General features: G+C 49.0%; 17 protein-coding genes. 13 read left to right on the top strand and 4 right to left on the bottom strand.

The features are described from left to right. Positions 1-43: 43 nt before the first annotated feature. The 7 genes from RCO25_RS10350 to RCO25_RS10320 all read left to right on the top strand — a co-directional run bounded on the left by RCO25_RS10350 (position 44) and on the right by RCO25_RS10320 (position 6011). Positions 44-934, top strand: coding sequence for an ABC transporter permease (locus RCO25_RS10350; protein ID WP_308996065.1), 891 nt, complete (start codon positions 44-46; stop codon positions 932-934). Positions 935-954: 20 nt separating this feature from the next. Beyond that, on the top strand, positions 955-1845 hold the full coding sequence (locus tag RCO25_RS10345) for a carbohydrate ABC transporter permease (protein ID WP_308996064.1): 891 nt from the start codon (positions 955-957) through the stop codon (positions 1843-1845). Positions 1846-2077: 232 nt separating this feature from the next. Then, on the top strand, positions 2078-2830 hold the full coding sequence (locus RCO25_RS10340; protein WP_308996063.1) for an ABC transporter ATP-binding protein: 753 nt from the start codon (positions 2078-2080) through the stop codon (positions 2828-2830). After that, positions 2818-3579: an ABC transporter permease gene (locus tag RCO25_RS10335; RefSeq protein ID WP_308996062.1), complete on the top strand. Its 762-nt coding sequence runs from the start codon at positions 2818-2820 to the stop codon at positions 3577-3579. The genes RCO25_RS10340 and RCO25_RS10335 overlap by 13 nt, the downstream gene beginning before the upstream one ends. A gap of 8 nt (positions 3580-3587) precedes the next feature. Next, positions 3588-4430: an MBL fold metallo-hydrolase gene (locus RCO25_RS10330; protein ID WP_308996061.1), complete on the top strand. Its 843-nt coding sequence runs from the start codon at positions 3588-3590 to the stop codon at positions 4428-4430. Positions 4431-4497: 67 nt separating this feature from the next. Next, entirely contained in the window at positions 4498-4965 is a 468-nt protein-coding gene (locus RCO25_RS10325; protein WP_308996060.1) for a divergent PAP2 family protein, read from the top strand. Between the two features lie 248 nt (positions 4966-5213). Further along, positions 5214-6011 (top strand): alpha/beta hydrolase, encoded by a 798-nt coding sequence (locus RCO25_RS10320; RefSeq protein WP_308996059.1) that lies wholly within the window; start codon positions 5214-5216, stop codon positions 6009-6011. Between the two features lie 9 nt (positions 6012-6020). Here RCO25_RS10320 and RCO25_RS10315 read toward each other — a convergent pair whose 3' ends face one another. The 4 genes from RCO25_RS10315 to nirB all read right to left on the bottom strand — a co-directional run bounded on the left by RCO25_RS10315 (position 6021) and on the right by nirB (position 10846). Next, the gene (locus RCO25_RS10315) at positions 6021-6974 is read right to left on the bottom strand and encodes a TRM11 family SAM-dependent methyltransferase (RefSeq protein ID WP_308996076.1); all 954 of its coding nucleotides are present in this window, start codon (positions 6972-6974) and stop codon (positions 6021-6023) included. Between the two features lie 187 nt (positions 6975-7161). Further along, positions 7162-7938, bottom strand: coding sequence for a uroporphyrinogen-III C-methyltransferase (gene cobA / locus RCO25_RS10310; RefSeq protein WP_308996058.1), 777 nt, complete (start codon positions 7936-7938; stop codon positions 7162-7164). A gap of 59 nt (positions 7939-7997) precedes the next feature. Further along, entirely contained in the window at positions 7998-8312 is a 315-nt protein-coding gene (nirD, locus tag RCO25_RS10305; RefSeq protein ID WP_308996057.1) for a nitrite reductase small subunit NirD, read from the bottom strand. A gap of 92 nt (positions 8313-8404) precedes the next feature. Continuing rightward, entirely contained in the window at positions 8405-10846 is a 2442-nt protein-coding gene (nirB, locus tag RCO25_RS10300) for a nitrite reductase large subunit NirB (RefSeq protein ID WP_308996056.1), read from the bottom strand. A 320-nt stretch (positions 10847-11166) separates the two neighbouring features. Between nirB and RCO25_RS10295 the strand changes: the two genes are divergently transcribed. The 6 genes from RCO25_RS10295 to RCO25_RS10270 all read left to right on the top strand — a co-directional run bounded on the left by RCO25_RS10295 (position 11167) and on the right by RCO25_RS10270 (position 23986). Then, on the top strand, positions 11167-11784 hold the full coding sequence (locus RCO25_RS10295; RefSeq protein ID WP_308996055.1) for an ANTAR domain-containing response regulator: 618 nt from the start codon (positions 11167-11169) through the stop codon (positions 11782-11784). Positions 11785-11799: 15 nt separating this feature from the next. Then, positions 11800-12843, top strand: a complete 1044-nt coding sequence (locus RCO25_RS10290) for an anthranilate phosphoribosyltransferase (protein WP_308996075.1) — start codon at positions 11800-11802, stop codon at positions 12841-12843. Positions 12844-13255: 412 nt separating this feature from the next. Further along, complete coding sequence (locus RCO25_RS10285) at positions 13256-14998, top strand: ABC transporter ATP-binding protein (protein ID WP_308996054.1); 1743 nt, start codon at positions 13256-13258, stop codon at positions 14996-14998. A 12-nt stretch (positions 14999-15010) separates the two neighbouring features. Then, the gene (locus RCO25_RS10280; protein WP_308996053.1) at positions 15011-16783 is read left to right on the top strand and encodes an ABC transporter ATP-binding protein; all 1773 of its coding nucleotides are present in this window, start codon (positions 15011-15013) and stop codon (positions 16781-16783) included. A gap of 421 nt (positions 16784-17204) precedes the next feature. Continuing rightward, positions 17205-22859: a 5'-nucleotidase C-terminal domain-containing protein gene (locus RCO25_RS10275; RefSeq protein WP_308996052.1), complete on the top strand. Its 5655-nt coding sequence runs from the start codon at positions 17205-17207 to the stop codon at positions 22857-22859. 185 nt (positions 22860-23044) lie between these two features. Next, on the top strand, positions 23045-23986 hold the full coding sequence (locus RCO25_RS10270) for a DNA-binding transcriptional repressor DeoR (RefSeq protein WP_308996074.1): 942 nt from the start codon (positions 23045-23047) through the stop codon (positions 23984-23986). Positions 23987-24117: the final 131 nt, after the last annotated feature.

Raw genomic sequence — 24117 nt, 5'->3', positions numbered from 1 at the left:
TGTCGGTGCCTTGCCGCTTGAAATCATCGAAGGGAGAGATAGCATGAAAACGAAAGGGTTTGCCAAGCATTATTACCTCATGCTGTTGCCAGGCTATCTTTGGCTACTGATTTTCAGCATCATTCCCATGTTTGGCATTATCATTGCATTCCAGCAGTTCAACCCCGGAAAGGGGATTTTTGGATCAGAAATTATTGGACTTGAGCACTTTAGATATATGTTTGCTCTTAATGATACGCGGGATGTGTTTGTTAATACGCTGTACATTGCCGTTATGAAAATAATTGCGAATCTCATCGTGCCGCTTATGTTTGCGCTGATGCTCAACGAGCTGCGTCTATTGATTATGAAACGATGGGTTCAAACGATCGTATATTTGCCTCATTTTTTGTCATGGGTTATTCTCGGGGGGATTGTTCTTGATCTATTCTCCTATAAAGGGCCAATCAATCAGCTGGCTGGACTGTTTGGCATGGAGCCGGTCATCTTTTTTGCCAATGCGAGCTTGTTTCCCTATCTGGTGGTAGGCAGCGATGTATGGAAGGAATTTGGCTTCAATACCATTATTTATTTGGCTGCGCTGACTGGCATCAGTCCTGCATTGTATGAAGCGGCGGGCATAGACGGCGCCTCGCGGTTTCGCAGTTTGTGGCATATTACGCTCCCGGGCATTCGGACGACCGCAGTGCTGTTGACCGTTCTTAGCTTAGGAAATGTGCTGAATGCCGGCTTTGATCAAATATTCAACCTATATAACCCGCTAGTGTACTCAACGGGGGATATCATTGATACCTGGGTGTACCGGACAGGCTTGCTAAATTTGCAATATGAGCTGGCAACAGCTGTCGGATTACTGAAATCCTTGGTCGGCTTCATCTTAATTTCCGTGTCCTACTACTTGGCTTACAAGTTCATCAACTACCGCATATTCTAACGAGCACAGGAGGTGACGGGATGGTTCGCGATACAACAATCCGTTCAAAAGCTTTCGATATTTTATTGATTATCGTCTTGGTTCTCATTACTCTCACCTGCATTTTGCCGTTGTGGTATACGCTTGCGCTATCACTAAGCTCAAATTCGGCAGCTGCGGCAGGCAGAGTTTGGCTGTGGCCGATAGATTTTAACTTCAATGCGTATCAGCAAATTTTACAAGACAGTCAATTTTTCAACTCCTTCTGGATTTCGGCGAAACGCGTTTTTCTTGGGGCTGGCCTGAATCTGATTGTGGTAGCCATGATGGCTTATCCGCTCTCTAGAAGCGTACAGCAATTCAAGGCGCGCAATGTGCTCATGTGGACGCTTATATTCACTATGCTGTTCAATGGCGGGCTCATACCGCTATACTTAACGATCAAAGAGCTGGGCATGCTTAACAGCATATGGTCGATGGTGCTTGTCGGCGGCGCGCATACCATCGTGTTTAATGTCATTCTGACCGTTAACTTTTACCGGAATCTCCCAAAAGAAATGGATGAAGCGGCGCTCGTAGACGGAGCAGGGCCGTGGGATGCGTTAATTAAGATTTACATTCCACTCGCTGTGCCTGTTCTAGCAACCGTAACCTTGTTTAGCATTGTTTATCACTGGAATGAGTTTTTGTACGGACTGATCTTCATGACACGGGAGGAATATTACCCGCTGCAAACGTATATCCAGCAGCTTGTCGTTTCCGTCGATCCGTCTACGATGACGGAGGATCAATATAAACGAATGTCTGAACTGTCTAACCGGACATTGGATGCCGCGAAAATATTTATCGCCATGCTTCCAGTTCTAGTTGTGTATCCGTTTCTGCAGCGGTTTTTCATTCATGGGATTACGTTAGGTTCGGTAAAAGAATAGCTGATAGCAGACTGCTGTGTAACAGGCAGATGCTGCTATAACCAAGAGAAGGCTGATGAACTGTTTCCGCAATTTGCGGCCGCAGATCATCAGCCTTTTATTGTAGATAACATCCTTTAGGTTTTAGGCCAATAATACTGACCTTGGACGATATCCAGAAATCCAAACGATTGGCTGTTATGTTCAGCGGCAATAGCGCTATAATGGAAGGAAAGCAGAAAGGGGGCCTTTTGTGGAGCCAATATTGGAGCTGCGGCAGTTGCGGAAAAATCGCAGCGGTGTAGAAGGAGGGCCCTTGTTCGCGAATGTATCGGCTAACATCGCCGAGCCTGCTATGATTGCGATACTGGGTGTATCCGGCCAAGGAAAAAGCACGCTGCTTCGCATGTTAGCCGGTTTAGACCACGTGGATGAGGGAGAAATTCGTTTACATAGTGTTTCACAGCGCGGCGCGGATCCGAGAACATGGAGAATGAAGATGTGTTATGTCGCCCAGCAGTCCATTATGCTGCAAGGAAGCATCGAGCAAAATTTGCGGACGGTTAGTGTGCTGCATCGTATTTCTTATGACGAAAAGCTTGTCCGCCACTTGCTGCCTCGGCTGGGACTGGATCATCTGGATGTCACTAAAAGCGCGGATCAGCTCTCAGGGGGAGAGAAACAGCGGGTTTCACTGCTGCGATCCTTGCTTCTTCATCCCGCGGTGCTGCTGCTCGATGAAATTACGGCCTCGCTGGACCGCGGCAGCAAGGAGCTGGTTGAACAAGTGCTTCGGGAGTGGCATCATCAAGAAGGGACGACGATGCTTTGGGTTACGCATGATCTTGAGCAGGCGAGGCAAATGAGCGGCTCGGTATGGTTTATGGGCGAGGGTACATTGCTCGAAAACAGCAAAACCGCGAATTTTTTTGACCAGCCCAAGTCCGAGTCCGCGCGCAATTACATTAAAGCACCCGAACATAAGGAGCCGCCATGTCCATCTTAGCGCTTAGCTTTACGCTGTTATTCGTGATGATTACCATGCTCGTATCCGTTTGGCAAAAGCTTGGACTCGAACGCGATATCGCAGTAGGCACAATCCGTTCCGCGGTACAGCTGCTGCTTGTCGGTTATGTGCTGCAATATATTTTCAATACGAGCAATCTCGTGTATATCGCGTTGATTCTAATGCTGATGATTGCGGTTGCTTCTTATCATGCCGGCAAAAGAGGAGAAGGCCTGCGGGGGGTCGCATGGAAAATCGCGATTGCGATCACTTCGACAGAGCTCCTTATGATGGGGCTGCTGCTTGGTTTCCGAATCATTGAAGCAACGCCCCAATATATCATCCCGATAAGCGGCATGACGATCGGCAATGCAATGGTCGTTTCCGGCTTGCTTTTGAACCAAATGAGAAGAGAGGTCAGTGCCTCTAAAGGCGAGATTGAGACGCTGCTTTCGCTAGGAGCGACGGCTAGGCAAGCGATTCAGGACGTCATGAAGCGGTCGGTCAAATCCAGCATGATTCCGACAATAGACGGGATGAAGACGGTTGGGCTCGTTCAACTGCCAGGAATGATGACAGGAATGATTATCGCCGGAGCCAATCCGATCGAAGCGGTTCGCTATCAAATATTAATTGTGTTTGCATTCGCAAGCTCTGCTGCGGTAACGAGCATTATTTTGAGCCTGTTAAGCTACCGGCAGTGGTTTACGAAGGACCTGCGTATTCAAAATTTAGAGCAAAAGGGATGATAAAACTCGTGAACGTATATAACAGCGGGTCGGCTTTAGTGAAGCAAATTGCCGAGACGGAGCTTCCGGAGCAGGTGTTGGCACTTTGGGCATTGGGACAAGAGGGCTTTCTTGTCAAATGGAAGATGAAAACAATCTTGTTTGACCCCTACTTGTCGGACTGGGTTTACGAGCTCAGCGGTCCTCCGTGGTCGCGCGCATTCGAATCGCCACTTCAGCCGTCGCAGTGCTTGGATGTGGATTACGTCGTTTGCTCGCATCATCATGAGGACCATATGGATAAGCTGACACTGCAGGCCATCGGGAAATCGACCAAAACGCGTTTTATTGCGCCGAAGGCCCATCTGCCGCTGTTGAAGGAGTGGGGTCTGCGGGAAGATCAGCTGATTGGCATTTCGCATGGACAAGTATTGGAGCTGGAGGACGGCATTCGTCTCGAAGCGTTTGCTGCCAAGCATGAGCAATTCGAGCAGGATGAAGCGGGAGAGCATAAATTTCTTGGATTTGTAGCGGATTTTGGAGGCATTCATCTTTATCACGCGGGAGATACCGTAGGTTTTCCAGAACTGGTCACCTGGCTGCAAAGCAGACAGATCGATATTGCCCTTTTACCTATAAACGGACGGGATTTTGTGCGCAATGAGCAGGGAATCGTCGGTAATTGCAACTATCGCGAAGCCGTCGAGATCGCAGTGCAAATCCAGGCCGATTTAATAATACCGATGCATTACGGTCTATTTCCGCATAATGATGAGAACCCGGCTTATTTCGTCGACTATATTCATCGCAATTATCCGGCTAAGAAGTTCCATATGTTCGCACCGGGCGAGCGATTTATTTATATGAAATAATAGTCACCACATGATTTTGCGGCAATAGGACAAAATGAGGGAGGCAGGATGATTGGAGGTGACAGCTGTGGCAAACAGAGGACTTGTGACCGCGCTTACGGCTGTAGGAGCAGCTCAACTGCTCAAGCTGCCTTTGCATTATGCAAAAACCGGAACCTGGGACATACGGAAACTAATCGGTTCAGGCGGCATGCCTAGCGCGCATTCGAGCGGCGTATCGGCCTTAGCGGCGTACACGGCGACCAAATATGGCGTCAAAACGCCCGAATTTGCTATTTCCGCGATGCTTGGCATCATTGTAATGTACGATGCCATGAATATTCGCAGGCATGCAGGTGAAATTGCGGTACAAGTTAACGATCTGGACGAGGACGTAGAAAAGCTGGCTGGGAAGCATCCAGGCATTTATCATAAGCGCAGGCGCGAGCGGCTTAAGGAAAGCCTTGGGCATCAGCCTCGCGAGGTAGCGGCGGGTTCGCTGCTTGGCGCTTTGTTTGGCTTTATTGGAGGCATAACCGCATTCAAGAAAAGATGATGGTACAGCAATGAAATCGTTTTTGAACAGGTTTAAGCCGTTTATGGCTTAAACCTTTTTTATATATAAGAATTTATAAGTTTTCACTTATAAATGTGCTTATATATCACCGCGAAACGTCAGCTTTTGCCACAGAGGACGGCGACAGCCGTTTACGCTTGTATGCAGGCAGATGACTGCCTTGTTTCATTAGTTATATAATGGAGAAGTCTTACAATTTATATGCATGCGAAAAGGGGATTATAAAAGTGACGGAGCAATTATTATGGATGCATGGAGCGCCGTTTGCGCTCGGAAATACGGATGAGGATTGCCCCGCAATTACGCCTTATTTGGTGGAAGGCGACAACCGTCCTGCGGTTATCGTATGTCCAGGCGGAGGTTATGGCGCGAGGGCGTATCATGAAGGCGAGCCTATTGCACAGTGGCTGAACAGCTTGGGCATCTCAGCATTTGTTTTGCGTTACCGGGTTGTGCCTTACCAGTATCCCTGCGCGCTGCTCGATATACAGCGGGCGATCAGAACGGTCAGGTTCAAAGCCGGCCAGTTTCGCGTCAATCCGAACAAGATTGGGATAATGGGCTTCTCAGCAGGCGGCCATTTAGTGTCTAATGCGGGTACGAGCTATAACAAAGGAAATAAACATGCGGAGGATGTCATTGAACGTGAGTCATGCCGTCCGGATTTGCTCGTATTGTGCTACCCCGTCATCACGCTCAATGAGCCCTATGCGCATGTTGGTTCTAGAAATAATCTGCTTGGTATTGAGGCCTTGCCTGAGAAAGTGGCGCAGCTGTGCAGCGAGGCTCAAGTAACCGAGGATACGCCGCCTACTTTCCTGTGGCATACGTCGGATGATGCAGCCGTACCCGTGGAAAACAGCTTGTTGTTTGCTGCGGCTCTTAGAAAACACAAAGTCCTCTTTGACCTGCATGTGTACGCCAAGGGCCGGCATGGGCTCGGGTTGGCCGAGGATGAAGAGCATACAAACGAATGGACGGCTGCTTGTGCCTCTTGGCTCGCGTTCAATGGATATAAGTCTTAGGCTTCATAATTAAACGCAAACAACGATTTGTCTGACAAAGTTTCCTTTTCGGGTCGTACAGCGGTCTGCTATAGAAAAGCCAGCGTGTGCAATAAGCTCGTCCATAGGATCAGCAGTGATGACAATCACCTTGCTGGCGATGCGGCGGGCATGCTGCAGTAATGATAGCTGTTCTTCAGGTGTTGTGCGAGAAAAGTGGTTATAAGGCATATCCACAATAGCTGCGTCGTAATGGCTCGTGATGTCGGCAATATCTCCGCAAACGACATCCGTGTTAAACTCGAAATGCGCTAGGTTTTCAAGCGTTCCCCGAATGACAAAGGGGTTGATATCCCGGCCGACGATGTTTATGTTCATCGACAGCGCTTCAACTAACACAGTTCCAATGCCGCAGCAGGGGTCGATTGCGGTTATCCCGAGTGGCTGAGGCACAGCGATATTTGCGGCGGCCCTGGCTACCCGGGTGCTGAGCGCAATGGAATAGCTCCGCGGCTTTTGCATTTGCGTAAGCCAAACAGCCTTGCTCTTGATATAATTGCCGAAATACCAACGCCCGCCCCAGTATAAAATGCCGAAGCTAAAGTCAGGATTCCGCACATCGGCTTCCCCTTCAATAGACATACCAATTTCTCGTTCAATGCCGCGTTGATCATCGAAATCGATTTTATCCTCCTGCGGAAGGTCAGTCATTTTGACGAAAATGACCTTGAACGTCGCATCGGCTAATTCGATTTGCCTCACCTGCTCCAAAATATCCTCTAGTCGCTCGCCTTCATAAAGAACCTCAAGCCGCTCTCTCATAAAAGGGCTGCGGTCGGGATGGACATCAATATTACTCATCAAAAGCCCGGAGTCAGACTGTTTATCAAAAAACGAGCGCATCTCCAGATGGCAAAGCTCTGTTTCTTCCAATCGATAGCCATAGGTATATAGGTATAACGGTGATTGATTTCTAGTTTCCAGCTGATTCGCATCCTTTATAAAAAAACAATTGAGGTTTCTAGTATACAGGAAACGGCAGCCCTTACAAAGGAATGGTATGGAATGAGGGAGTGTTGCGCGCGGAATTGCATAAAGCCGCACGCGACAGCGGAAGACGCTGCCGCTGCGACGAGGCGGTCAGAGAAAACGAAACAGCGGTGCTGGGAAGCTAACCGATGAGCGATACAGCTTGCTGCTCGGCTTGCATCAGACGGTCACGTACACGAACGACTTCACCGATAATGATAAGAGCGGGATTGGCAAGCTTCATCGTGACAGCTAACGTATGGATATCCGATAGCGTTCCTACGATGGTACGTTGACGATTCGTTGTGCCCCGTTCGATTAAGGCAACGGGCGTTGCAGCGGATTTCCCATGCTTCAAAAGTTCTTCGCGAATCGCAGGAAGCTCGCTTACTCCCATGTAAATGGCCAGCGTATCGACGCTGTGAGCGAGTAAATCCCAGCGAATCGGCGATTTGTCGCCGTGACAGCGGCTGCCGGTCACGCAGGCGAAGGAAGCGGCATATTCACGGTGCGTGACGGGAATGCCGGCAGCAGCGGCAGCGCCGATAGCTGAGGTGATCCCGGGCACGATCTCGTATGGAATGCCCCAAGAGGCGAGCTCTAAAGCTTCCTCGGCGCCTCTTCCGAAGACAAGTGGATCGCCGCCCTTAAGGCGGACAACCGTTTTACCTTGTTGCGCGTATTTGACGAGTGCTTCGTTAATCAGTTGCTGAGGCATCGCATGCGAGCCGGGAGCTTTACCACAGTAAACGAGCTCCGTATGGGAACTAGCATAGGCTAATAATTCTTTGCTGATAAGCCGATCATAGAGAATGACGTCTGCCTGCTGAATACGTCGCATGGCTTTCACCGAAATAAGCTCTGGATCGCCTGGACCAGCGCCGACTATATATACCGTACCTGTCTTTATGTTTCTCATTGGCTGCTCCCTTCGGCTGATTATGCCGTTTTAGTATCTGAATTTGCTTCCTTAGCTTCTTAGATCGTTAAATAGATAGATCCGCTCTCCTGGTCAATTTCGGTTTCGAAGGTGGTTACGCAGCCATCATCCGGCTCATGTACGCGTCCGCTTCGCAGATCAACTTTCCAGTCATGAAGCGGGCAGTGTACGGCTGTGCCGCATACCATCCCTTCCGAAAGCAGGCCGCCCTTATGCGGGCATTTATTCTCAACGGCAAGCACGCTGCCGTCAGTTAACCGGAATACGGCAATTTCAATGTCTTTTACTTTAATTCGTCGTGATCCTTTTACATCTATGTCCGAAAGGTTGGCGACTAACAGCTTTGTTGTCATAGGTGGCTCCCCCTGAAAAATATTGTTTAGCAAAGCTCGATGCGAAGTAATTCGCTATATGTCATGTGAAACACGCGGGCTAAGCGTGAATACTATAGCTGCACGGGCTGAGCGCTGTTCAGTTGCTCAAAGTTTTTACGGAGTTCGTCCGTTTCAACGATTTGCTTCCATGGGTCAGTTGTCAGGCTGAGTGTTTTCTCGATGCGCGATTTAAGGGCAAGACGCTCTTCGCGATTTTCGAGGCCTTTCTTGACATGATCCAGACCAACGCGTTCGATCCACTGAGCGGTGCGCTCGTTCCATTGTGCATTTTCCCGATAGAGCTGCAAGAATGCGGAGGACCATTCCATAACCTCATCCTCTGTTTTTACGATGCAGAGAAGGTCGGTAGCCCGAACTTTGACACCGCCGTTGCCGCCGACATGAAGCTCCCAGCCTCCGTCTATGGCGACTACGCCAAAATCCTTAATCGTAGCTTCCGCGCAATTTCGCGGGCAGCCGGAAACGGCAAGCTTTACCTTGGCTGGCGTATTGAGACGTTCGAATGCTTTCTCGAGTTTGATACCCATACCGATTGAATCCTGCGTACCGAACCGGCAGAAGGTTGAGCCAACGCAAGTTTTAACGGTTCTAAGCGTTTTGCCGTAAGCGTGGCCGGATGGCATATCCAGCTCTTCCCAAATTTTCGGAAGATCCTCTTTTTTAACGCCGAGTAAATCAAGCCGTTGTCCGCCCGTGAATTTCACCATCGGAACATCGAATTTTTCAGCGACTTCCGCGATTTTTTTCAAATCAGCAGGGGAGGTTACGCCGCCGTAGATACGCGGAACAACAGAGTACGTGCCATCCTTTTGGATATTTGCATGGTAGCGTTCGTTGGTGATCCGTGATTCGTTCTCATCCACGTATTCCTCTGGATTAACCATACCGAGGTAGTAGTTGAGCGCCGGACGGCATTTCGAGCAGCCCTCCGGATTGCTCCAGCCAAGAACGTTCATGACTTCTTTGGTCGAGTTGAGATTCATGCGCGTAATTTCCGCAACGATCTCATCTCTGCTATGCGTGGTACAGCCGCAAATACCTTCTTTTACCGGTTCGCCAACCGCATCGCCGGCATATAGGTGAAGCAGTCCTTCCACTAGCGGTTTACAGCCGCCGCAGGAAGCGGATGCTTTCGTGCAGGATTTAATCGCGCCAACGGTGTTGCATCCTTTGTTCGCGATGGCATCCGCTATCGTTCCTTTTGAGACCCCGTTACAGCCGCAAATGATTTCGTCATCGGCCATAGCTTCAAGTCTGTTCCCGCCGGAGGATTGGCCTAATAAATCGGATGAAATACCGAGCAGAATTTCTTTCTCGCGTCCGGCAATCGATTCGCCTTTCTTGATAGAAGCGAATAATTCAGCACCGTCAGACGTATCTCCGAAAAGCACTGCGCCAATGAGCTTGCCGTCTTGAACGACAATTTTTTTGTACGTGTTTGCCATATCGTCTTGAATCTTGAGCGAGCGGGTGCCAGGCACTTCATCAAAGCGGCCAGCCGAGAATACGTCAACACCGGATACTTTAAGTTTGGTCGAAGTAACCGAGCCGGCATAACCTGCCGTTTCTACTCCAGCTAGATGCTTGGCTAGAACGGCGCCTTGCTCATAAAGCGGAGCCACAAGGCCGTAGGCGATACCTCTGTGTTCGGCGCATTCGCCTACGGCGTAGATGCCAGGTACGCTTGTTTGCATGAAATCATCGATGACAATGCCGCGGTTTACTTCGATGCCCGTTGCTCGTGCCAGATCCACGTTAGGTTTAATACCGACGGCCATAACGACCAAATCGCCATCTACCTCGCTGCCGTCAGCGAAAACTAACCCGGTTGCACGGTGTTTGCCTTTAATGGAAGCCGTGCTTTTTTGCAGCAAAAATTGCATGCCTTGCGCTTCGAGCTCGCGCTGCAGCATTTTGGCAGCCGCCTCGTCCAACTGGCGTTCCATCAAATAGTTAAAAATGTGGACGACATTTACTTCCATTCCCAGATGGAGCAAACCGCGTGCTGCTTCAAGACCGAGCAAGCCGCCGCCGATTACTACGGCTTTTTTGTATTTTTTGGAAGCGTCGATCATCACTTCGCAATCGTGGATATCGCGGAATGCGATAACGCCTTCTTTGTCTGCGCCTGGAAGAGGAAGCATAAATGGATTAGAGCCGGTTGCAATAATAATGTTATCGTAGTGAACTTCAACGCCTAGATGGGAGGTAACCTTCTTAAGTTCCGTATCAATTTTCGTTACCTTGTGGCCGGTATGAAGAGTAATGTTGTTTTCTTTGTACCAATCCCAGTCGTTAATGACGATTTCTTGCATATCGGCGCCACCAGCTAGGACGGAGGACAGCATGATGCGATTATAGTTGGGATGAGGTTCAGCACCGAAGATCGTAACGTCGTAGCTATCAGGAGAAAGTTTGAGTAAATGCTCGATCGCTCGAACCCCCGCCATGCCGTTGCCGATCAATACCAATTTCTTCTTAGTCGTAGTCATTGTAATTCTCTCCTCTCAATCTCAGCCTAAACGGAAATAAGAAAAGCCTGCTTCGCTCCCAGAAGAACGTACGTCCCCTAGGAAAACGAAAGCAGGCTTCTTTGCCGCTTTAAACGAGTACACCGTTGTACTCGTGAATATTATGAATATGATAACATAAATATACAATGAATTCAGAGTTCATGTCAAGATAGTTAACATGAAAATCGATGAAAAAACTTGGCTAGTGACAATTTACACTTTTGTATGTTATATATAATCACAAATGTATCGGCTTGTGCTGAGTTCACAAAAAGTCGAATAGGAGGGGGCACTTCTAAATGCGTTCTTTGTTAGTGGTCGAACATCGTGCGGCAAACGAGGTGGCAATGGCGGACCCTCAATCGGATCAGCTTTCCAAGAAACAAACGCCAAAGTATTTATTAGAAGACTATGGTTATCAGGTGCTTCGTGCAGGTGACGAGAAGAAGGCTGAGTTGCAAATGAACAACGCAGACGCAGTCGTGCTTCATATGCCTCTTAATGAAGTGAAGTTATGGAGAGCAAAGCTGTTGAAGCAAAAAACCGTTCCGTTGTTATGGTGGTGCAGCGCGGCTTCGGCGTCTCGTTCGGCAGCATTTTGCGAGGATGACATTCAAGTGGATGGCATTCTTACGCCTTCGATGAGTGAACAAGAACTTCACTGGGCTCTTCATTTTGGCTCCAAGCAATGCTTCGAGAGGCTGCAGTGGATAAATGAACGGAAGCAGCTGGAAGGAAGGCTTGAGGAACGGAAATGGATTGATATGGCAAAAGGCATTTTGTGCAAAATTAAAAATATTTCTGAAGCGGAAGCTTACGATGTGCTGCGGAAGCAGGCTATGAACGAGCGTAAACGCATGGTGGATGTGGCGACATCGATCGTTAAGGTCTATCAAATCCTTCAGGATCAAAAATAAGGGGGCTTTGCGATGATGATCAACCTATTAAAGGAAGTAGCCCGGGGAAAAAGGGGGGCGCGGGATCTCACCTATGATGAAGCATTGCTTGCGGCTAACGCTATCCTTGATTTAAAGGCAACCCCGGCGCAAATAGGCGCCTTTTTCATTGCTGAACGTATAAAAATGGAAAACGTTGAAGAAATTGAAGCTTTCGTAAACGTATGCCGCAAGCATGCGCAGCGTGCGCCTATCCAACGGGGGCTTGATTGTGCAGGGCCGTATGACGGCAGAAAAAAATCATTTTTTGCGACATTTTCTACCGCGTTTGTTCTTGCGGCTGCAGGATTGCCGATTACGCTTCACGGAGCGGCCTCCTTGCCGCCAAAATGGGGCATCACGCTGCATGATCTGTTGAAGCAATCAGGTATCGATGCCGATCTGCTTTCCCGGGATCGCATTATCCAAGCCGCATCGGAAACAGGTGTGCTTTACGTGCCCGCGGAGGAATGGTGTCCTCCGCTTAAAGCGCTGCGTTCGATCCGGATTGAGCTAGGCATGCGAACGGTGCTGAATACGGCGGAGAAGCTAATCGATTACTCACATTCCCCTTATTTAATATTCGGGGTTTATCATAATACCGTATTTGAGCGTATGGCCAAATTAGCGAACAACTTGGCTTATAAGAAGGCGCTCATCGTTCAAGGGGTGGAGGGCTCGGAGGATTTGTTCATCGAAAGGCCGACCCGCACCTATTTTGTAGAGGCTGGACAATCGCAGCTTCACATTATTGATCCAGACGCTTACGGCCTGGAAACCTCCGTGCCGGAAATCAAGTGGACGCCTTTGGAGCAGGTGCGGGAAACGGAAGCTGTGTTGCAAGGACGCGGACACATCGCATTCGCCAATCAAGTCATGCTTAACGCAGCCGTGAGGCTCAAGCTGGCGGAGAAGGTTGATTCAATTGAGGAAGGTCTTTACGTCTGCAAGGATTTGCTCGACAACGGCGCAGCTTGGGAGCTTTACCGCAGATGGCAGAATGTCATGCGGAGTGAGAGCGCTCAGCCCTGCAACAGCTAATAGGAGAAATAGAAAGGCCTGTGCGCAATTGTGCACAGGCCTTTTTTTAAAATAAAAGAAAGTATAAAATTCAACCTTATACGTTGCTTATATTTCACCGCGAAACGAGCTTTTGCCGCCAAGGACGGCGTCAGCCGTTTACTTCGTATTGCTGCATTTGTAAGTGAGACCCAAAGTCTTCGTGCTGTCCGTAAACATCTCGAGGGTAATGCTGACGAGGCAGAATCATATTTGTGCCCAAATGAAGGTTTTTATTACACAATAAGGTGAAATTAGATCGTAGTAACTGCTATACTGAAAAGTGGCAGCTAGTCGGATAAGCCTCAGCTTTGTTGATCCCAATGCATGGGTTTTATGCTAGCAGCCTCAATAAAGCAAGTCGTAAGATTGATAAGGTGAAAAGGGGGATATCATGTCTTTTGTAAATCGATTGCGATGGTTTTTTAAGGATAGATGGGGAAGCTATGTGCTTGCTGTCAGCATTATGGCATTAGTCAGCTTGTTATCAACGGTACCGCCCAGTCTGATTGGCAAAACGGTAGATCACATCCGCGAAGGAGAGCTGACTTCGTCGGGCTTGACGCAGACGGTGCTGCTGTTGATCGGCCTTTCCCTATTTTTATACATCATGGTATACATATGGATTACGACGCTGTTTGGAAATTCGGCTCTAGTCGAGAAGGTACTGAGAGGACGGCTGCTTGCGAATTTGACGAGGATGACGCCTGCCTTTTTCCAGCGCAACAGCACCGGCCAGCTTATGGCTTTAGCTACAAATGATGTGCTCGCGATCGGACAAACGGCCGGCTATGGCGTTATGACGCTCGTGAACACGCTTGTCGGCGCTTCGGTAGTCGTTATTATGATGATTTCACTCGTAAGCTATAAATTAATGATTGCGGCTCTTATTCCGCTTCCGCTGCTCGCGGTCGTGATCAGTAAACTGGGCAAAAAAGTGAGAACACGCTTTCTTGACGCGCAGGCTTCTTTCGGAAAAATGAATGATCACGCGCTGGAGTCTATCTCAGGCATACGCGTTATCCGCTCTTATGTACAGGAGAACGATGACCTTTATGCTTTCAATAAGGTGACGACAGACGTGATGCTCAAAAATAAGCGGGTTTCCATTTTGAATGCGCTGTTCCAGCCGATCATTTCGTTGATTGTCGGGGTCAGCTATACCATTGGGATCGGTTATGGCTCTTATCTGGTCTTCCAGGATGAGATTTCGCTCGGGCAGCTCATTTCATTCAATATTTATTTAGGCATGCTCATTTGGCCTATGATTTCTTTTGGCGAGTTTATCAATGTCCTGCAGCGCGGAAGCGCCTCTGCTGACCGTCTGGATACGGCGCTGACGCAAAAGCCCGATCTTAAAGATTCAGATAAACCCATTGCGATTAAAGTTCCTACCCGCATCGAGATGAAGCGGCTTACCTTTACTTATCCTACAGCCAGCCAGCCTAGCCTAGCTGATGTATCCTTTCAGCTTGAACGCGGCCAGACGCTTGGTATCGTAGGCAAAACGGGGAGCGGGAAGAGTACGCTGCTCAAGCAGCTGCTTCGCCAATATCCCCTAGATCAGAAGCAGCTGTTTATTGCCGGCGTACCCGTGGAGCAGATCGCGATCGATCAAATGCGGCGCTGGATCGCCTATGTTCCGCAGGAGCATTTGCTGTTATCCAAAACGATCCGCGACAATATCGCATTAGGCAAGCCGAATGCGACTTCGGCAGAAATCGCGCACGCCGTGCAAATGGCTTCCTTTACGGAGGATATAGCACAAATGCCTGAAGGGCTTGAAACTGTCGTCGGCGAAAACGGTGTGATGCTCTCGGGCGGTCAGAAGCAGCGCCTGGCTATAGCGCGTGCCCTGCTTATTGACTCTGAAATTTTGCTGCTGGATGATTCGTTATCGGCGGTGGATGCGCGGACTGAAAGCCGGATACTTCACCATATCAGGCTTGCGCGTGAGGGGAAAACCACTTTTATTTCGACACACCGTCTCTCAGCGGTTAGTCATGCGGACTGGATTATCGTACTGAACGAAGGGCGCATCATTGAAGAAGGCACGCATGAGGAGCTGATGCTGTTCGGAGGCTGGTATAAGGAACAGTGGGAACGGCAGCAAATGGAAGCTAGCTTGGAAGAATGAGGAGGCTCTAGAATGCCAAAGCAATCGACGGCGAGAAGACTATTCGCATATGCTCTCGTTTATAAGTTTAGAATTATCGGCGCCCTGCTTATTCTTTGCAGCGCAGTCGGGGCTGAGCTTGGCGGTCCTTTTATTATAAAAACGATTATTGATAAGCACTTAGCAGCCGGAGGCGGCGAGTTAGTGCCTGTACTGTGGCTTCTCGCCTTATATATGGGATTGCTGCTTGTAGCCAGTATCGGGAATTTCTCGCAGTCGTATATCTTGCAATCGACAGCATTGCAAATTATCCAGAACATGCGCATGGATCTCATGCGGCATATCCAGCGAATTCCGCTGCGCTATTTTGACAATACGCCGATTGGTCAGATCGTATCGAGAATCGCAAACGACACGGAGGCGGTGCGTGATCTGTTCATGAGTTTCATGGCGACCTTCGTTGTCAGCTTCGTGCAGCTTATCGGCATTTTTACGGCGCTGTTTATCTTAGATGTGCGCTTGGCGTTGTTTTGCCTGCTGCTGCCGCCGCTCTTTGCGCTCATTATGGTCGTGCATTTGAAATATTCGAAGAAATACATTACGGTCATGCGCGCTAGGCTCAGTGATATGAATGCCATGATCAATGAATCGATCGTCGTCATGCCGATTATTCAAGCTTTTCGCCGCGAGAAGGTGACGCTTGAGGAGTTTGAAGTTCTCAATGAGGATCGTTATGTGAATCAAATCAAACAGTTTCGGGTATTCTCTTTATCTTCGAGGAATATCGTAGGCACGATCGGTAGCTTGGTTACGGCAATGGTCATTTGGTATTTTGGTCGCGCTTCTCTCGAGACGGCTATTATGTATGGTGTGTTTTATGCTTTTATTGACTATTTAGGACGCATTTTTCAACCGATTATCGGTATCTTCGATCAGCTGACAAATGCGCAGCGTGCGTTTGTTTCCGCGGAGAAGGTGTTCGCAATATTGGACATGGAAGGCATGGAGGTTGAAGAGGTTAATCAGGTGAAAAGACCGGATGGCGTCGTGAAATTCGAAAATGTTACCTTTGCTTATAAACAAGGCGAGGATGTGCTGAAGCGAATATCGTTCGAAGCGCGAAAGGGTGAGACGGTCGCTTTGGTCGGGCATACCGGATCGGGCAAGAGCTCGATTATGAACCTTCTGCTCGGCTTTTATGAGCCGGATAAAGGGGGAATTACGATTGACGGACGTAACATTGCGACGTATTCGAAGCAAGAGCTGCGCAAGCATATGGGAATTGTGCTGCAGGATCCGTATCTGTTTGCGGGTGACATTAAATTTAATGTCAGTCTGTACAATAAGGACATTTCACTCGACCGTGTGAAAAGCGTGCTAAAGGACGTCGGCGCAGCGCCGTTCGTTGAGCAGCTGCCCAATGGCTACGACGAGCAGGTCGTTGAGCGCGGCAGTACGCTGTCATCGGGGCAGCGGCAGCTTATCTCCTTCGCCAGAGCGCTGGCGTTCGATCCGTCGATTCTCATCCTGGATGAGGCGACAGCGAGCATTGATAGCGAGACGGAGGGCCTTATTCAACAGGCGCTGCGAGTGGTCAGCCAAGGCCGGACGACGCTGGTTATCGCGCACCGTTTGTCTACCATTCGCGAGGCGGATCAAATTCTTGTGCTGCACCGCGGTGAGATCGTGGAGCGCGGAAACCATGATGCATTAATGGCCCTTGAAGGCAGGTACTTCAAGATGTATCAGCTTCAAAAGGGCGAGAAGGGCACTGTGGAACGAGCGGGTGTGCCAAAAGAAGCATAGATCGGTCAAAACAGGGCCTAAGGTTCCGTATATATGACATAAACAGTCATGTGTGCGGAGCTTTTTTGTTCGGATATGGCTGTTTTTAACTCTGTTTTTCTAATACTTTCTACCAATTGACAGGATTTTTGTTCCAATATATACTCTTCAATAAGTTTAATGTCAGTTTACATTACATTCGATTCGCGTGGCCCCTTACCTTTTGGGCCCAAAGCTATGATCCCTTTCCTTCATCTATGCAAATAGTCTTCTTTCGGATGGCATGCATGTATTGAAGTAAAGGGATTTTTTATTGCCGCTTGTGAACAAATGTGCATGTTTACTAGAACTTTATTTCATTTTGATATTGAGATTACAAATTTTTACTAAGCTAGCAAAGGCGAGTAATACTATTTATAGTTGTGGAGAGGGGAACATGGGAATGCAGAATTTGATTAGACGAACTCAAAGAAAAGCCTGCATGCTGCTTGCGGCTCTTCTGGTTGCTGGCAGCACGCTCGGGAGCATCGGGAGTCCGGTGCATGCAGCGCCTGCAAATGACAAAGTAGTGGTGATTTCGCAGGTGTATGGCGGAGGCGGCAACAGCGGGGCTGTGTTCAAAAATGATTTTATTGAATTGTACAACCCTACGGATGAAGATGTGATTTTGACGGGTTGGAAGGTTCGCTACGCGAGTGAAACCGGCGCTTTTTCTAGTTCAAGCAATACGACCCCTTTAACCGGCATTATTAAATCCAAAGGTTACTTTCTCATTCAAGAAGCTGCCGGTTCAGGCGGTACAATGAATTTACCAACGCCTGACCTAATCGGTTCGCTCACAATAAGCGGTACAAGAGGCAAGGTAGACTTGGTTAGAGTAGACGGAACTACAGATGTGAGGATAGATTTAGTCAGTTTCGGATCAGCGGCCTCCGAATATGAAACGGCACCAGTCGGGGCATTATCGAATCTGACAGCTGCAATTCGGAAATCAAGTTCGTTCGGAGACAGAGCGCTCGATACGGATAACAACAGCACGGACTTTACCGTCGGGACGCCAGATCCTCGCAATTCTTCTTATGGCGTTATTGCAGAAGGAGTAGAAGCGGTCGAAGCGGATGTAAGCCCTGGTGCCGTGCAATCGGGCACGATCGTCAAGCTCTCTACGCCAACGGTTGGCGCCAGCGTTTACTACAGCGTCTACGGCGCAGGCGATGCACAGGTTGCGCCCGAAGACTTCACTTGGTATCAGCCGGGAACTTCATCCATCGTCATAACGGGACCGACGACGGTACATGCGTATGCGAAGAAAGATGGCTTAACGAACAGCGCGCTGCGTGAATTTTCGTACAGCATCTCAGAGTTGGGTACAATCGCAGAGGCACGTGCTGCAGCGATCGGTACAAGCGTTACCCTCAGAGGCGTCGTTACCCACAGGGCAGACTCCGGCGGGTTTGTAAATCTATTTGTTCAGGATGCGAATAACGGCATCATCGTTAGAGTTCCAAACAGCGTCTCTGCAGAGCCGGGAGATCAGATTGAGGCATATGGCACGCTGAGCGAATTTTCGGGTTTGCTTCAACTGAATGCCAGCGTAGAAAATACGGAGGTAACGGGATCTGTTCCTGTCCCGGCGCCTATCCTTGCAGATTCAACAAGTTTCGGCAAAACGATCGAAAATCGCAATAAGTTCGAAGGTCGTCTGGTTCAAGTGAATAACTTGACCGTTGAAAGTGTCGCGAGCGGCGTAGTCACAGCAACGGATGCGGCCAGCGGCGGTAAAATCATTATCTATTCCTCCGATGCTTCCTTAGTCGCAGGGAAAACGTTCGAGCAGGTTACGGGTGTGATGACGTATCATTCCAGCGTCGGACTGGAGCTTCTTCCCCGCTTTCCGCTGGACATTGTAGAGAAGCGTCTAGCCGTTCGAGCAAGTATCCCGTCTGGCGGCATTAACGCCGGCGGCTCGGTTGCGCTAAGCACGCTGGCTGAGGGCGGCGTCATTCGTTACACAACGGACGGAACCAATCCAAGTGCTTCTACTGGAACGATTTACACGGCTCCGATCATCGTAAATGCAAATACAGTCATCAAAGCCGTCGTTACGGCAGGCGGAGTGACAAGCGAAGTGTCCGCTTTTGCCTATACCGTGCTTGAAGACACAAATGGGATTGCGATTAACAAAATTCAAGGCGAGTCACATAAGTCGATTTACAACAATGTACAGGTTTCCAATGTCACGGGCATCATAACTTCGGTAACTACGAATTCCTTCTATATGCAAGCGCCCGATGCAGAGAAGGATAACAATCTTAACACGTCGGAAGCCATTCAGGTCTACAAGCCGGCGCATGGCTTGGTAGTAAAGGATGCTGTATCTGTAACGGGTACGGTGCAGGAATACGGCAACAGCCCATCGCTTACGGTCACTCAAATTAATGCCGAGTCGATCAATAAGCTGTCAAGCGGAAATGACCTTCCAGCCGCAGCCTTAATCGGGACAGGCGGACGCATCATTCCAAACCTAATCGATTCAGACCGTTTTGGCGTGTTTAATCCAGCCATCGATGCGATTGATTTCTTTGAAAGTTTGGAAAGCATGCTTGTCGAGCTCAAACAGCCGACGATTACGGGACCGTATGCCAATTCTGTAACTCCGGTTACGGTTGATAACGGCGCGAATAATCCGGTGAAAACGGCTGCAGGCGGCATTGTGCTGCAGGGTGACGGATTAGATCCGACAGACAGCAGCTTAAATCCGCAGAAGCTGTTTATAGGCGGATCAAAGCCGGCGGGGAGTGAAATTAAAACAGGCGATGCCTTTGACGGCAGCGTTGTCGGCGTCATGAATTACGCAAGCGATCTTTACAAGCTGATGCCCACTCAGGCATTACCATCTATTAAACGCAGTGCGAATGTGCAAGAAGTGACAAGCATTGAAATGGATTCAGAAAAGCTGACGATGGCTACATTCAATGTGGAAAACTTCAGCGCGGCAAATACAGAAAAGGCTGCAAAGATTGCTTCGATTATCGTGACTAACATGAAGCAGCCGGATATAATCGGTTTAATGGAAGTACAAGATAATGACGGCGAGAATGATACAGGCGTTACGGATGCTTCCCAAAGCTTCCAAACGCTGATTGACGCGATTAAGGTGAAAGGCGGCGGCACTTACTCATACACGGATGTCGCTCCAGAGAATAACAAGGACGGCGGGGCGCCTGGCGGCAATATTCGAGTCGGCTTCCTGTACAAAGCCGATCGCGTAACGCTAGCTCCAGGTACGAAGGGTGATTACACCTCTTCTGTAGCGGTAGATGGAAATGGAGGCTTGACGCAAAATCCTGGACGTATCGGTTCTGCGGATGCCGCAACCTTCGCTTCATCCCGCAAGCCGCTGGTTGCGGAGTTCCTTTTTGAAGGAAAACGCGTAGTAGCCATCGCCAATCACTTGAACTCCAAAGGCGGCGACGGCAAACCGTGGGGCGATATCCAACCGGTTGTGCGCAGCAGCGAGATCCAGCGCGCGAAGCAAGCCGAAGCTATTAACAGTTTCGTCAACGAGCTTCAAGCAAAAGATGCTCAGGCGAGCGTAGTGGTGCTTGGCGATTTTAATGATTTTCAATTCTCCGGTACATTGAATAAGCTAAAGGGCTCGGAATTGACAAATTTGGTCGATAAGCTGGATGTTTCGGAACGATACTCGTATATTTATGACGGAAATTCGCAAACGTTAGATCATATTTTGGTGGATAAGAAGACAGGGAATAACGCTGTTGTCGATGTTGTTCATGTTAATGCTAATTTTTCAGCAGAGCAAGGACGAGTGAGCGATCATGATCCGCTCCTAGCGCAGCTTGATTTTACTTCTGGCTTGGCTGTGACGATAATGCATGTAAATGATTCGCATGCTAACCTGGCAAATGTAGCTAAAAGATTCACCGCGGTTAAGCAGGTTCGCAGTACGTCACCTAACTCGATCCTTCTCGATGCGGGAGACGTATTCTCGGGTACGCTGTTCTTCAATAAATACTTAGGCCAAGCGGATTTGGAGTTCATGAATAAACTCGGATACGATGCCATGGTATTCGGTAATCATGAATTCGATAAAGGGCCTTCGGTACTGGCTGATTTTGTGGAAAAAGCAAAATTCCCGTTCGTGAGCTCGAACATTGATTTCAGTAAGGAATCCGAGATCAGCGGGTTAGTATCCGAACAAGCAATCGGTGAATCTGCGGAAACAGGGAAAATTTATGACGCGGTTATTTTGGAAGAGGGCGACGAGAAAATCGGAGTATTCGGCTTAACGACCGAGGACACGAAGTTTCTTGCATCGCCAGGCGATAATATCGTATTCGAGGAACATATCGCGAAGGCGAAGGAAACGGTCAAGATGCTGCAGGACAAGGGCATCAACAAAATCGTAGCGTTGACTCACCTGGGCCATGATTTTGATCTCGTGCTTGCCGAGAAAGTTCTAGGCATCGACGTTGTCGTTGGCGGACACAGCCACACGAAAGTGGATGCGCCAAAGGTACTCCATGCTGACGGCGAACCTACGCTGGTCGTGCAAGCAGAGGAATACAATAAATATTTAGGAAGATTGGATCTGAAATTTAACGATGCAGGCGTTCTTACCAAATGGAACGGCAAGCTGCTGGACATTGCCACATTTGCGGCAGACCCGGTTGCTACGGAGATGCTGAAGCCATACCAAGCAGGAGTAGCTGAGATCCAGCGTCAAATCATCGGAAAAACGAATGTGCTGCTGGATGGCGAACGCACCAACGTTCGCGCCAAGGAAACGAATCTCGGCAATTTGATGGCAGACGGCATGGTCGCTAAAGTAAAAAGCCTAGTCAGCGGCAATCCGGATTTGCAGAAGTATGAAGTAAAAGGCTTTGTTGCGATTCAAAACGGAGGCGGCATTCGCGCATCCATTAAGAAAACCGCGGAAGGCAAAACGGATGGCGACATTACGCTCGGCGAATTGCTGACGGTCATGCCATTTGGCAATAACCTTACGGCGCTGCGCATGACGGGGCAAGAAATCATTGCGGCGCTGGAAAACGGCGTGAGCGGAGTCGAAACGGGACAAGGGCGTTTTCCGCAAGTGTCGGGCCTGCGTTATTATTACGATTCCAAGAAGCAAGCAGAAGTGCTTGATGCGAATGGGCAATTGATTCAAGCGGGCAGCCGCATCGTCAAAGTAGAAATTAAAAATGCGGACGGCAGCTACAGCCCGATTGATGTGAATGGCTATTATTTTGTGGCAACCAACTCCTTTATGGCGAATGGCGGCGACTTCTACCGCGCGATGAAGCAGGCGAAGGACGCTGGACGCCAGCATGAGCTGAATATCGTAGACTATGAAGTGTTCTGGGAGCATTTGACGAATCTCGGTACGATCAATATTGGAACGGAAGGCCGCATTACGGATTTGCTCGGCCAAACGCTTCCAGGTGACGGCGGAGGGAATCCAACTCCGACACCAACACCAACACCAACGCCAACGCCGACACCAACACCAACGCCGGGCGGAGGGGGCACGGAAATTGAATTCAGTGACGTAGGCAGCCATTGGGCAGCGAAGGCCATTGAAGAAGCCGTGAAAGTCGGGTTTGTAAAAGGATATGGAGACGGCACGTTCCATCCGGGTGAAACGGCGACAAGAGCTCAGTTTATTACGATGGTCGGCAGAGCGCTTCAGCTAGAATCAACGGAAGGCCAGTTGGATTTTGCGGATGCGGGTGAGGTTCCTGTATGGGCTCGCTCCTTCTTCGCCCAGTTGATTGAAGATAAAATCATAACAGGCTACGAGGATAATACAATAAGGCCGGGAAGCGCCTTAACTAGAACGGAGATGACCGTTATTCTCGTTCGCGCGCTTGGTATTGAGATTGATCCGAATGCGAAGCCAACCTTTGCGGATGTGAGCGACATTCCGGCATGGGCAAGACCGTATATTGCTGCGGCACAGACGGCAGGTCTTGTTAATGGCACCGGCAGCAACCGGTTTGCGCCGGAAGTGAACGCTACTAGAGCAGAGGTCGTTACGCTAATATTGGCGGCGCTAAATTACGGGAAGAGCTGAGTTTCATAAAGGTGTAGAGGCGTTCCATTCCACTTTGCAATGAGTGGGGTGGAACGTTTTATTTTGCAGGGGGAAGTTGAGGTGATGTTATTGTGTTTTTAAAGCTGCTTTGCTATAGTTTTGTGGAAATAAAGAGAGCGGTAGTCTTACATAGAAAGAGTTGAGTTTGGGTGGCGGATGATCGAATGGATGATAAGCTGAGCAAAATGATCGATGTGGCAAGGCTGTATTATGAACTGAACTATAATCAGGAGGAAATTGCGCAGAAGCTGGGTGTATCTCGCCCTACGATATCCAGATTTCTTCAGCAGGCAAAGGATGAGGGGTACGTTCAGATCAAAATCGTTCATCCTAATGAGAACAATTTTGCGCTTGCGGGCCGGCTGCAGTCCAAGTTTGGGCTGAAAAAAGCAGTTATCGTCTCCGTGCCTCAATACGAGGACAGTATTGTGAAACGATATATCGGCGAAGCGGCGGCAGCCTATTTATATGATACGGTGAGAGACGGCGACATTATTGCGACGACTTGGGGAACGACGCTTTTTCAAATGGCCACTCAGCTTAAAGATAAGCCTGTTCGCGATGTAAAGGTCGTGCAGTTAAATGGAGGGGTCAGCCATTCGGAAACGAATACCTATGCGTATGAAATCGTTCATTTATTCGGCAAAGCATTCCACACGATTCCTTACTTTATTCTGCTTCCCGCGCTAGTCGACCATGAGATTGTCAAACGGACAATAGAGTCGGACCGCCACATTCGCAATATTTTGGAGCTGGGAAAGCTGTCCAACATCGCTGTTGTAACCGTAGGAGCGCCAACCGAGGATTCGGTATTAATTAGAGCGAACTATTTCACGGATTCGGACCTGGACATCATCCGCTCAAAGGCTGCAGGCGATATTTGCTCGCGTTACATTGATATGACGGGGGCCATTTGCTCCGAGGAGCTCAATGAGCGCACAATCGGCATCAGTCTCGATGAGTTGAAGCGCAAAGAACAGTCGATTCTGGTAGCGGGCGGAGTGAAGAAGGTGAACGGTATATATGGTGCGCTGCGCGGGGGGTATACGAACGTACTGATTACCGATCAGTTTACGGGCAGATATTTGCTGGAGCGGGATATGTAGATTACATAGATATGGGGAACGAATCAGCTTGCTGCAACGAAATCCGACTAACTAAGTCGTTGTGAAATTATGTGTTAGACGGCAGGGAGCTAAGTAGATACAACTCAACGTGCTAGACAGTAGCTGCAATG

Origin of the sequence: Paenibacillus sp. LHD-38 (assembly GCF_031157315.1) — a bacterium.
Classification (GTDB): domain Bacteria; phylum Bacillota; class Bacilli; order Paenibacillales; family Paenibacillaceae; genus Pristimantibacillus.
Note: the sequence above shows the minus strand (reverse complement) of the source record. Positions and strands in the feature narration are given on the sequence as shown.